Genomic DNA, 12,121 nt, shown 5'->3' with positions numbered 1-12,121 from the left:
ATTAATATAGAAGTAATTAATCCACAATAATTTAAAGAACTCATGGCGCAAAAAAATCGATCTGGATACAGTGTATCACGCATTCTTACTCCCATTGCATTGTCTGTGCTTCTTGCAGCTTGTTCGAGCCCACCCTCTGATCCAGAAGTTGCGCAACAATCCAATATTCTTAATCAACCGACTCAAACCTCTGAGTACTACCTGATCAAAGCGGATAGCTCTGATGGTTCAGAACAAATAGATTGGCTTATCCTGTCCCTAAAAGCTTCGGTATCTGAAAATAATACCGGCTTAGCAAACCGAATCATTCAGCGTTTGGCTCAACAAAACATGAGTGAGACCCAACAAGCTGAATGGCAATTAGCGCGAGCTCAATTACTGCTAAATAATAATCAGCCAACGGATGCTATCAAACAATTGAACTTCCGTAATGAGTGGCGCCTAGATAAATCTCAGTGGCAACACTACTACAAACTTCGTTCTGATATCTACCAAGCTTTATATCAACCTTTAAATGCAGCGCGAGAGCAAGTGATGCTTGCTGATTTTCTAACAGAAGATCAACAGCAACAAAACGTAGACCAAATTTGGGCCTTAATGAACAGCGTCAGTGCCGATGAGCTTAAAGCAATGCCGATCGCTGAAACTGAGCCTGAACTGCTAGGTTGGCGTGAACTGGCCATGTTTAACCAAACGTATAATCATAATTTGCCAAAACTACAAAAGTCATTCCAAGATTGGATTGATAACAATGTTCACCACCCAGCGGCTTTATACACCCCACAAGAAATTAAAGACATTCTGGCTCTAGAAATTGTCCAGCCAAACAAAACAGCGTTAATTCTTCCTCTTAGCGGTAAATTTGCTAAGCAAGCAAGCGTGATCAGAGATGGCTTTGTGTTTGCAATGATGCACGATGAAGCACGTCTTCCTGAGACCGAATACGTGGTTATCGACAGCAACAAAAACAACACCTCGCAAATCCAGCAACAACTCGAAGCGCAAGATGTCGATTTCATTGTTGGACCGCTAATGCGTAATACCATTGAAGAGTTACAAGAGGCACAACAAAATAGCTCTAGCCCTATCCCTATGCTGGCATTGAATTTCCCTAAAGATATTCTAGACGGTACCGATTTCTGTTACATCACTCTATCACCAGAGCAAGAAGCAGAAGAAGCAGCCAGACACTTAGCAGAGACAGGCGCTAAATACCCACTTTTGATTGCACCAAGCGGTAGCTATGGTCGACGCATGGCAGATGCATTTAAAGCCGAGTGGAGCAAAAATAACGACACTAAGAGTGCCATCTCTTACTTTAGCTCTAAAAATCAGCTGCAGCGTGCTGTAAACAGTGTGTTTGGCCTACAAGCAAGCCAACGACGTATTGCACAAATGAACAATCTTATGCACACAGAAATGGAATCAGAAGAACGTTCTCGCCGAGATATCGACGCTGTGTATATCGTAGCTGGGGATTCTGAGCTGAACTTGATTAAACCATTTATCAATGTCGCCATTAACCCAGAAGCAACGCCGCCAAAACTGTATGCTAACTCACTCAGCAATACTGGCGTGAAGCGTGCTTCGCAGAACTTATCTGGCGTTATTTACAGCGATATTCCGATGCTAACGGAGCCAAATGCAGAATTGAATGCACAAATGCAAAGCATTTGGAGCAAATCAAACAACCAACAAAAAAGGCTACACGCACTGGGTATGGACGCTTATAGTCTGATCAATGCTCTGCCAAACATGAAGGTAAGTCCAAGTCATTCAATTAAAGGGCAAACCGGTGTCCTTAGCATTGATGATCGTTGTGTTGTGCAACGCCAGTTAAGCTGGGCTGAATATGAGTCTGCTCAATAAACTGGCAATAGGACATCAATATGAGGCCAAGGCGCAGCGATACCTCGCGAAGCAAGGCCTCACTTTTATTGAGAAAAATTTCCACGCCAAATGTGGTGAAATAGACCTCATCATGCAAGACAAACAAGAATTTGTCTTTGTTGAGGTCAAATACCGAAAGCAACAATATTATGGAAGCGGCGTTGATGCGGTTTCTCATTCAAAGCAGTCAAAACTAAAGAAAACTGCTATGTTGTGGCTGATAAAAAATAACTTGTCTCCTAGTGATACTTACTTTCGATTTGATGTCATCTCTTTAAGTAGCGACCCTGAGAAAGTTGAATGGATACAAAACGCAATTGTTGAAGGATAAATATGCACGAGAGCATAAAAGCGAGCTTTACTGAAAGCATACAAATTCAAATCGCAGCCGCAGAAGAATTGCCTGATGCTATTACTCATGCTGCGCAAGCTATGGTTAGCACTCTACTGAACGGTAAGAAAATTCTTTGTTGTGGTAACGGAGGCTCAAGCGCCAACTCACAACAGTTTGCCGCTAGCCTATTAAATCGATTTGAAACGGAACGACCGAGCCTGCCAGCAATGACATTAGGGGCAGACATGACTACCTTAACCGCGATTGCCAACGACTATCACTACCAAGAAGTGTTTTCAAAGCAAGTTCGAGCTATCGGTCAACAAGGTGATATTTTGCTTGCTCTATCCACCAGTGGTAACAGCAAAAACATCATTAAAGCTATGGAAGCGGCGGTAACAAGAGACATGACTATCATTGCCCTTACCGGTAAAGATGGCGGCGAAATGGCAGGCCTACTTGGTGAACATGACGTAGAAATTCGTATCCCTTCCAATAGAACGGCACGCATTCATGAAATGCATATGCTGACATTGCACTGTCTATGTGACCTTATCGATCAAGTATTATTCCCCGAACACGTTGAGTAATATTTTATACCAGTGAGGATCTCCATCCATGTTGTACACTCGGAAACCCTTTTTATACATCATCACTTTGATGGCATGTTTGATGACCGCTGGCTGCTCAAATATGTTGGTCAGCGATGCCTCAGTCGTCACTGACAATCGTTCTGCTCGTGAAGTGTGGGATGATAACAATATTGAATTTGAAGCAGCTGCCCTAGGCAATAAAGCCCCTTTTGCAGGTAAAGTTCGCGTAGCCGCAAATTCATTTAGAGGCAAAGTCGTTTTGATAGGACAAGCCCCTACCGAAGAACTGCACCAACAGATCGGCAAGCGTGTTGCCGATATACCTGGTGTCAAAAAGGTGTATAACCAACTGCGCATTCAACCGACCATCAATTTATCGCAAATGAGCCAAGATAGTTGGATCACGACCAAGGTAAAATCGGCGCTACTCGGTGAAAGTAAGCTGAGAGGCATCTCGATTAAGGTTGTGACAGAAAACCGTGAAGTGTTTTTATTTGGCTATGTTGACCCTAAAAGTGCTGATATCGCCACCGAAACTGCGCGCAATGTTAGCGGTGTAAAATTGGTTATTCGCGGCTTTGAAATCGCCGATGTGGCGACCACGACTAATGATGTGAAAAATACACCGACTTCAAGCATAGCTGCGCCAACGACGGAAGCTAGCTCTCAAGAGAATGAGGTTCAAGGGAATAAGGCTCAAGATGACAGTTCAACTCAAGATGGCACCATCGCAGAAGATGATGCGGTAATGGGCGGTGATGTGATCATTGATCGGACTGATGATATCGTTGAAGAACCCGTAGCAGAATAAAGCTGGACGGATAAAAAACAAAAGGAGCCAAACGGCTCCTTTTTATTATTCTTGAAGATGAGTCAATCATCAACAGCTAACGATAGGTCTATTTCACCACACGTAAGCTTGGACGCCCTTTCGGTCTAGGCGGTTCGTCATCAGGTTCAGGTGATGTTTCATCATCAACCACGACTTCTTCTGTATCTTCTACCACAGAAAACGAATCAGCAGGTGCTAGATGTGTCTCTTCAGCTTCAATATTGCTATTTTCGTAAGCTTCTTCAGGTTCAAACATCGTCCCTGCGCCATTCTCACGAGCATAAATAGCTTGTACTGCATAAATCGGAACGATAACTGAATGCGGACGGCCACCGAAACGAGCATGAAACGTTAATGCTTCATTACCAATTTCTAAGTTACCTACCGCACGAGGCGCGACATTTAAGATGATTTGACCATCTTGAATGTACTCTTCAGGAACACGAACACCCGGCATATTGGCGTCAACCACCAAATGTGGAGTGAGATCGTTTTCTGCCAACCAATCATAAAATGCACGAAGCAAATAAGGTCGGCGTGGAGTCATTGTTGAAATATCCATTAACGAACTAGACGCATCTCACGCTCAGCTTCAGTAAGAGAAGCTAGGAATGAATCACGTTCAAATACGCGGTTCATGTAGATCTTAAGCTCTTTTGAACCAGGACCTGTTAGCTCGATACCAAATGTCGGTAGACGCCACAATAGTGGAGCAAGGTAACAATCGATCAAGCTAAAGTCTTCACTCATGAAGTACTCGCTTTCAGCAAATAGAGGACCCAACATTAGAAGATCGTTGCGCAGTTTTTGACGAGCTTTTTCTTGTTCTTCACCTGTAGTAGAGATAATTTTCTCTGCTACGCTGTACCAGTTACGTTGAATACGGTACATCATCAGACGATTTTTACCACGATCAACTGGGTAAACTGGCATCAAAGGTGGATGAGGAAAACGCTCATCTAGATATTCCATAATAATCTTTGAATCATAAAGAGTCAGTTCACGATCCACTAAGGTCGGAACAGATTTGTATGGGTTCAATTCTACAAGTTCAGCAGGTAAATTCGCTTCGTCGACTAGCTCAACTTCAACAGCTACGCCTTTCTCAGCCAAAACGATACGTACCTGATGGCTAGCCATATCAGTAGCACTTGAGAATAGAGTCATCACAGAACGTTTATTGGCAGCTACAGCCATGAGCCCTCCGGTATTGTAAATTTAAATATAAGAATGGAGGCGACATGCCTCCATTTCAGAAATCAGCGTTACATCGTATCACAATTAGTGAATATCACGCCAATATTCTTTATATAGTAGGTAGCCAACTGCGGTGAAAATTGTTAAGAACAGTAATACCCAGATACCTAAGTTTTCACGTTCAACTTGCACAGGGTCGCCCGCATACTCAAGGAAGTTCACTAAGTCACGAACTGTATCATCGTATTCGCTTTGACTTAACTCTCCCGTCGCATCCGCTTTCACACCCACAACTACTTGCTGCTCTTGACCATCAATCATATGAGTTTCAAAAACAGGTTGTGGCACGCCTTGCAACTCTTGCAGAACATGAGGCATACCCACGCTCGGGAAGATCACATTGTTTACGCCAAATGGACGACTTGGATCTTCATAGAATGAACGTAAGTAAGTGTACAACCAATCCACACCGCGTACGCGCGCCGTTAGCGTCAAATCTGGTGGTGCTACGCCAAACCATTTTGCGGCATCTTCAGCGGGCATGTTGTTGACCATTAAGTCCCCAACGACCGCTTCAGAATCGAACATCAGGTTTTCACGCATCAGATCAATTGGAATATCCAGATCAGTGGCGACACGCTCATAACGTTGATACTGCGTTGAGTGACAGGCAAAACAGTAGTTCATATACGTCTGAGCACCGCGCTGCAAAGACTCTTTGTCTCGAATATCATTGTTTGCTTTATCGAGAGCAAAGTTTCCGCCTGCTGCGAATCCAAGAGCCGGCACTAGCGCAAATAATAATATGAATAACTTTTTCATTATTTGGTGATCCTTGTCGGTAGCGTCTTAGTCTTTTCATTCTTGCTGTAGATAAACAACACTACGAAGAACATGAAGTAACCCAGACTGAACAAACGAGATAGATTCGTATACAACTCTGTCGCTGGCAGCGTACCTAGCACACCAAGACCGATAAATGAGATCGTAAATTGGATCAAGTTGATCAAATGCACACGGCTTCTATAGCGGAATGAACGCACATTACAACGGTCAATCCAAGGCAACAAGAACAGCACCACAATCGAACCACCAAAGAAGACAAAACCGATCAACTTGTCAGGAATTGCACGCAAAATGGCGTAGTTTGGAGAGAAATACCAAACTGGAGCAATATGTTCCGGCGTTTTAAGTGGGTTCGCAACTTCAAAGTTAGGCGGCTCAAGGAAGAAACCTCCCATGGCAGGTGCGTAGAACAAGACATAGCTAAAGAACAGCAAGAACACACCCACATAGAATAGATCTTTCACCGTTCCGTAAGGGTGGAATGGCATTGAATCTATAATGTCGTATTTCTTGGTGTAGTCTTCGTGGAATTTAAATTCCGACTCGTAATCATCACCCATAGTGCCTTTTGGCAACTTGGTATCAATACCATCAGGGTTGTTTGAGCCCACTTCGTGCAACGCCAAAATATGCAGTGCTACTAGCAGTAGCAATACGATAGGCAACGCAATAACGTGCAGAGCAAAGAAGCGGTTTAGGGTTGCGCCAGAGATAACATAGTCACCACGAATCCACAGCGTTAGATCATCACCAATCACTGGAATTGCGCCAAATAAACCGATGATTACCTGAGCACCCCAGTACGACATTTGTCCCCAAGGTAACATGTAACCCATGAAAGCTTCAGCCATCAGCACCACAAACAGCAACATGCCAAATAGCCAAACTAGCTCACGAGGCTTCTGGTAAGACCCATAAATAAGGCCACGGTACATATGCAGATAAACGACAATGAAGAAGAAAGATGCGCCAGTTGAGTGCATGTAGCGAAGCAACCAACCATACTCCACATCACGCATGATGTATTCAACAGAAGCAAACGCGCCTTCTGCTGATGGCACATAGTTCATGGTAAGCCAAATGCCAGTCACAATCTGGTTAACCAACACCAACATCGCCAAAGCACCGAAGATATACCAAAAGTTTGAGTTCTTTGGCTGAGGGTACTCTGACATGTGTTTACGATAGGTATTCATAGCTGGAATGCGTTTTTCAACCCAGCCTAATAAAGCCTCCATTATGCCTCTCCTTCGTCTTCGCCGATTATAATTAGATTGTCATCCATATACATATGTGGCGGCACTGCTAGGTTATAAGGCGCAGGTACACCTTGGAAAACACGTCCTGCCATATCAAATTTTGAACCGTGACATGGGCAGAAGAAACCTGATTTAACACCACTAACTTGCTCGCTAAACGTATTTGGAAGATAAGTTGGTGAGCACCCTAAGTGCGTACACAAACCTACAGCGATAAAGATTTCAGGCTTCAAGGAACGATAAATATTTTGTGCGTAAGAAGGTTGTTGTTCCTCTACTGAATCAGGATCACGCAGTTGTTCGGTGAGTTGATCAAGTTCGTCTAATGTAGCCTGTCCACGCTTAACAACCCAAACCGGTTGTCCACGCCAGATGACTCGGGCCATTTGCCCTTCTTCTAATTTACTGATATCGAATTCAACCGGAGCGCCAGCTGATTTAGCTCTAGCACTTGGATTCCAGGATTTGATAAAGGGTACAGCGACAGCTGCGGCTCCTAATCCACCTACCACGGCCGTGGTGGCGGTTAGAAACTTGCGACGTCCATTATTTAGTGGCGCATTGCTCATCCAACATTCTCCCATTTGCTCCTTTGGATAGAATTACCCCTGCAACAGAGCACGGCTTTAAAAAGTAAAACTTTGATTCTATTTTTGTGGGGGAAATGATAAAGAAAACACTACTTTAAGACAAGATAAAGCTACCTTTTTACAACATCTCTGAAGCAAATCAGAGCATAGGTCACAAAAGAGGTAAAGTTGAAACATCTTGTTAGCGGGATACGAAGGTGATACTAAACGGAATGAAATTTTTGCGGGGCTAGAAAAACAAAAAGCCCGGTATAATACCGAGCTTTTTTGACACAATTCCAACTCGAAAGTTGGAGCATTGCCCTTTCTGTAAAAGAAAGATTAACGCTTCGAGAACTGTGGTTTACGACGTGCTTTACGTAGACCAACTTTCTTACGTTCAACTTGACGTGCGTCACGTGTAACGTATCCAGCAGCGCGTAGAGCAGGACGTAGAGTTTCATCGTATTCCATAAGAGCACGAGTAATGCCGTGACGGATAGCGCCAGCTTGACCAGAAATACCACCACCAGAAACAGTGATGTAAAGGTCTAGCTTGTCTAACATTTCAACTAGCTCAAGTGGTTGACGAACAACCATACGAGAAGTTTCACGACCAAAGTAAACATCAAGGCTACGCTTGTTGATTACGATGTTACCAGCACCCGGTTTGATGAAAACACGAGCAGCTGAGCTTTTGCGGCGACCAGTGCCGTAGTATTGATTCTCTGCCATTTCCATATTCCCCGATTAGATGTCTAGTACTTGTGGTTGTTGAGCAGCATGGTTGTGCTCAGCGCCAGCGTATACTTTTAGCTTACGGTACATTGCGCGGCCTAGAGGACCACGTGGTAACATACCTTTAACAGCTAGTTCGATAACCATTTCTGGTTTCTTATCGATCAACTTTTCAAAAGTGATAGATTTAAGACCACCTGGGAATTCAGAGTGACGGTAATACACTTTACCTTTAGCCTTGTTACCAGTTACAGCAACTTTCTCAGCGTTAACAACGATGATGTAATCACCAGTGTCACAATGAGGAGTGTATTCAGCTTTATGCTTACCGCGTAGGCGAGAAGCGATTTCACTTGCAAGACGACCTAGAGTTTTACCTTCAGCGTCTACAACATACCAGTCACGTTTTACAGTTTCTGGTTTAGCAACGAATGTTTTCATGCTAATAATAACCCGTTAATTTGAAATTAAACTAATAAGGAGCGGTTGCTCCCACTGTCTAAGAGCCCAGTCATCACCCCTTCGAGTGGTGGCACTCTTTGGCAAATTTTTAATAATAAAAATCACCAGCAGTAACGGTGGGTCGCAGGATTATACCGAAGCGGAGCAAAAACGCAATCCTATTCGACAGGTTTTTGAGCGTTTTTTCACCGGCGATACTCTAATACAAGCCTACTACGGGCATTCAAGTTATAGGCAATGGCACTTAAGCTAAATGCTCTTGTGATAGATAATCACTGCTTTGCATTTCTGTTAGGCGAGATTCACAACGCTGGAACTCAAATTCTAATCGTCCTCCCGCATACAGCTCAGTCAACGCCACCGCGGCGGTAATAATAAGACAGACTTTTCTCTCGTAAAATTCATCCACCAATGCAATAAATCGTCTGGCAGCATCATCATTAGCACCATTCATCTGTGGTACATCCGATAATAGGACGGTGTGGTATTCATGGGATAGCTCAATATAATCATTTTGGCTTCGCGCGGTTTGGCACAACTGAGTAAAGCTGGCCATCAATACGCCATTGTGCGCATTAATCACATCTAGCTGTCTATGATTCACTTCGATGCATCGCACCGTTTCCGCGCCTTCGGCTGTGGCCGTACTTAATGACTCAAAGTAACGGTTTAGATTTTGCTTAGCCTTAGCATCACAAGGATAATGATACAGCTCCGCTTGTTGCAGCGTTCGCATTCTAAAGTCATTGTCGCTATCGAGCTCAAACACTTGGCAGTGCGTTTCTATCAACTCAATGGCGGGTAAAAAACGAGCTCGTTGCAAGCCATTGCGATACAACAGATGCGGCGGAATATTCGAGGTGGCCACTAAAATGATATTGCGAGCAAACAGCGCCTGAAACAAGGTGCCAAGCAGCATGGCATCGGTAATGTCCGACACAAAAAACTCATCAAAACAAATAACATCCGCTTCGCTCTTAAATTTATCGGCCACTAACTGCAATGGGTCCGCTTGTTGCTCTAACTGTTTAAGCTCATCGTGCACCCGATGCATAAATCGATGAAAGTGCATTCGCATCTTGCGTTGATTTGGATATAAGTCATAAAAGCTGTCCATGAGGTAAGTTTTGCCTCGCCCCACCCCGCCCCATATATACAGCCCTTTAGGTGAAGTCACCGGCTCGGCTTTATTAAACCAACTGCGCCAACCTTTTATAGGAGCTGTCTTTGAAGTTTGAGTAAATTCTGTCAGTCGTACGTACAAGTCATTAAATTCTTGAACTGCCCTATGCTGTTTAGGGTCAAACTGAAATCCGTGGTGCTTGATATCGTGCTGATATTTTTCTAAAGGCGTCATTTTGGGTGATGAACTCAATTAGATTCTTTATTGGATAAGGTTCTCATAGTAACATGAGGTATGTTTCGGTGTAAGAACACAGTAACTAGATTGTTAACAGATTAACAAAAGGAAATACTATGCCTTGGATTTATGCGATCATCAGTCTATTCGTTGGGATCATCATTGGAGTGATTATTTCTCGTATCACTACGCCTCAATACAAAAAACAAAAAGAACTACAAAAAGCACTTGAGACTTCAAAGTTTGCATTAGAGCAACAACGACAAGACATCAATGACCACTTTTCAGAGTCAGCTCAGCTACTGGAAAATATGGGGAAAGAGTATCGTAAGTTGTATGAACACATGGCAAATACATCAAATGATTTGCTGCCTAACCTACCCACTCAAGACAACCCGTTTGCAAAACACATTGAAGCAAAAGATAAAAAAGAAGATGACAGCACATCAACCAATGTACCACCGAAAGACTACGCTAACGGAGCTACTGGGATGTTAAAAGACGAGAAGAAAGAAATTCTAGATGCCCCTGAAGCAATTAGAGCGTCTTAATTAAGCCTTTTCAAAAGCTTAAGTCTATATCGAATTTCTAGATATCACTCTAGATATGGAACTTGCTCGTTTTTTTTATGTCTCAAACTTCAGTATCAACTAAACGGAGTTAATGATGAAAAGACCTTTGCTTGCTTTATCTGTTGTAGCCTTAAGCTTAAGCTCAATCATCACACCGCTGCACGCCAGTGCAGCTCTACCTTTAAAGGTAGATAATCATGAATTGCCTAGTCTTGCACCTATGCTTGAACAGGTGTCTCCTGCTGTTGTGAGCATTGCAGTAGAAGGTACTCAAGTCTCTACACAGCAGATCCCTGATAGTTTTCGCTTCTTTTTTGGCGACCAACTTCCAGCAGAGCAACCTCAAGAGCGCCCATTTAGAGGGCTGGGCTCAGGGGTAATCATCGACGCTGAAAAAGGGCGTATCGTCACTAATTATCACGTTATCAATGGCGCCGACACCATTAAAGTGCAGCTCACCGATGGTCGTGAATATGACGCTGAGCTTATCGGTGGCGACAAAATGTCGGACATTGCGCTGTTAAAACTCACCAAAAAAGTGAAAGGCTTATCAGAAGTCACCTTTGCCGACTCTGACACACTACGAGTTGGCGACTTTACCGTTGCCATTGGCAATCCATTTGGTCTAGGTCAAACCGTCACATCGGGCATTGTATCCGCTCTGGGACGCAGTGGACTAAACCTAGATAACCTTGAAAACTTCATCCAAACTGATGCTGCCATTAACAGCGGTAACTCAGGTGGTGCACTCGTGAACCTAAACGGTGAGCTCATTGGCATTAACACCGCCATTTTAGGTCCGAATGGAGGTAACATTGGGATTGGTTTTGCCATCCCTTCCAATATGATTCGTAACCTCACCGATCAAATCATCGAATTTGGTGAAGTGAAACGAGGCATGCTAGGCGTACAAGGTGGAGAAATCACCACAGAGCTTGCTGAAGCTCTTGGTTACGAGTCAAATCACGGTGCATTCGTCAATCAAGTGATGCCGGATAGCGCAGCGGATAAAGCCGGCCTACAAGCAGGCGATGTTATCGTTAGTGTCAACGGCAAACGCATAGATACCTTTAGTGAACTTCGCGCTAAAGTGGCCACGTTAGGCGCAGGCAAAAAAGTGACTCTTGGGGTTATTCGCGATGGCGACACCAAGAAATTTGATGTTACTTTAGGTGAGTCTCCGACGCAGCAGACCAAAGCTGAACAGCTTCATGCTGGACTAAAAGGCGCGGCTTTAACCAACACTACTAAAGCGGATGCCTACCAAGGCGTTAAAGTCACTTCGGTTGCTGAAAACTCGCCAGCGGCCTCTTATCAAATAGAGCAAGGCGATATCATTATTGGGGTCAACCGCCAACCTGTAGCGAACCTTGGAGAGTTCCGAGCAATTGCTGAAAAACAGGACGGTATCCTTGCGCTACACATTCAGCGCGGCAATAGAAAAGTGGTAGTGGTTGTTCGCTAGAGCA

14 protein-coding genes are annotated in these 12,121 nt (G+C 43.9%); 6 read left to right on the top strand and 8 right to left on the bottom strand.

What is annotated here, in order from left to right:
• The first annotated feature begins 42 nt into the window (after positions 1–42).
• From VHA01S_RS01615 to VHA01S_RS01600, 4 genes are read left to right on the top strand one after another with little or no spacing between them, the layout of a single operon-like run.
• On the top strand, positions 43–1,869 hold the full coding sequence (locus tag VHA01S_RS01615; protein ID WP_023402604.1) for a penicillin-binding protein activator: 1,827 nt from the start codon (positions 43–45) through the stop codon (positions 1,867–1,869).
• Entirely contained in the window at positions 1,853–2,221 is a 369-nt protein-coding gene (locus VHA01S_RS01610) for a YraN family protein (protein WP_023402603.1), read from the top strand. The genes VHA01S_RS01615 and VHA01S_RS01610 overlap by 17 nt, the downstream gene beginning before the upstream one ends.
• Before the next feature lie 2 nt (positions 2,222–2,223).
• Positions 2,224–2,814, top strand: a complete 591-nt coding sequence (locus tag VHA01S_RS01605) for a phosphoheptose isomerase (RefSeq protein WP_023402602.1) — start codon at positions 2,224–2,226, stop codon at positions 2,812–2,814.
• Between the two features lie 28 nt (positions 2,815–2,842).
• Positions 2,843–3,628: a BON domain-containing protein gene (locus tag VHA01S_RS01600; RefSeq protein ID WP_023402601.1), complete on the top strand. Its 786-nt coding sequence runs from the start codon at positions 2,843–2,845 to the stop codon at positions 3,626–3,628.
• An 88-nt stretch (positions 3,629–3,716) separates the two neighbouring features.
• Here the strand turns inward: VHA01S_RS01600 and sspB are convergent, their stop codons facing one another.
• From sspB to zapE, 8 genes are all read right to left on the bottom strand, one after another.
• Positions 3,717–4,211, bottom strand: coding sequence for a ClpXP protease specificity-enhancing factor (gene sspB / locus VHA01S_RS01595; RefSeq protein WP_023402600.1), 495 nt, complete (start codon positions 4,209–4,211; stop codon positions 3,717–3,719).
• Positions 4,211–4,846 carry a stringent starvation protein SspA gene (gene sspA, locus VHA01S_RS01590; RefSeq protein WP_021714369.1) on the bottom strand — a complete coding sequence of 212 codons (636 nt, stop codon included), beginning with the start codon at positions 4,844–4,846 and terminating at the stop codon, positions 4,211–4,213. Before sspA ends, sspB begins: the two co-directional genes overlap by 1 nt.
• Before the next feature lie 84 nt (positions 4,847–4,930).
• Entirely contained in the window at positions 4,931–5,668 is a 738-nt protein-coding gene (locus tag VHA01S_RS01585) for a cytochrome c1 (protein WP_023402599.1), read from the bottom strand.
• Positions 5,668–6,930, bottom strand: coding sequence for a cytochrome b (locus VHA01S_RS01580; RefSeq protein ID WP_023402598.1), 1,263 nt, complete (start codon positions 6,928–6,930; stop codon positions 5,668–5,670). The genes VHA01S_RS01585 and VHA01S_RS01580 overlap by 1 nt, the downstream gene beginning before the upstream one ends.
• Positions 6,930–7,520 carry a ubiquinol-cytochrome c reductase iron-sulfur subunit gene (petA, locus tag VHA01S_RS01575; protein ID WP_039969944.1) on the bottom strand — a complete coding sequence of 197 codons (591 nt, stop codon included), beginning with the start codon at positions 7,518–7,520 and terminating at the stop codon, positions 6,930–6,932. The genes VHA01S_RS01580 and petA overlap by 1 nt, the downstream gene beginning before the upstream one ends.
• Before the next feature lie 342 nt (positions 7,521–7,862).
• The gene (gene rpsI, locus VHA01S_RS01570) at positions 7,863–8,255 is read right to left on the bottom strand and encodes a 30S ribosomal protein S9 (protein WP_017026825.1); all 393 of its coding nucleotides are present in this window, start codon (positions 8,253–8,255) and stop codon (positions 7,863–7,865) included.
• A 15-nt stretch (positions 8,256–8,270) separates the two neighbouring features.
• Entirely contained in the window at positions 8,271–8,699 is a 429-nt protein-coding gene (gene rplM / locus VHA01S_RS01565; protein ID WP_021714364.1) for a 50S ribosomal protein L13, read from the bottom strand.
• Between the two features lie 265 nt (positions 8,700–8,964).
• Complete coding sequence (zapE, locus tag VHA01S_RS01560; protein WP_023402596.1) at positions 8,965–10,077, bottom strand: cell division protein ZapE; 1,113 nt, start codon at positions 10,075–10,077, stop codon at positions 8,965–8,967.
• Between the two features lie 119 nt (positions 10,078–10,196).
• On the opposite strand from zapE, the gene zapG reads away from it, so the two are divergent.
• Together zapG and VHA01S_RS01550 are read left to right on the top strand one after the other, a co-directional pair.
• Positions 10,197–10,631 (top strand): Z-ring associated protein ZapG, encoded by a 435-nt coding sequence (gene zapG / locus VHA01S_RS01555; RefSeq protein WP_023402595.1) that lies wholly within the window; start codon positions 10,197–10,199, stop codon positions 10,629–10,631.
• A 115-nt stretch (positions 10,632–10,746) separates the two neighbouring features.
• Positions 10,747–12,117: a DegQ family serine endoprotease gene (locus VHA01S_RS01550; protein ID WP_023402594.1), complete on the top strand. Its 1,371-nt coding sequence runs from the start codon at positions 10,747–10,749 to the stop codon at positions 12,115–12,117.
• The last annotated feature ends 4 nt before the right edge of the window (positions 12,118–12,121 follow it).

This window comes from Vibrio halioticoli NBRC 102217, from assembly GCF_000496695.1.
GTDB classification, from domain to species: domain Bacteria; phylum Pseudomonadota; class Gammaproteobacteria; order Enterobacterales; family Vibrionaceae; genus Vibrio; species Vibrio halioticoli.
The sequence above is the reverse complement of the archived record's forward strand: the minus strand, read 5'-3'. Positions and strand labels throughout refer to the sequence as shown.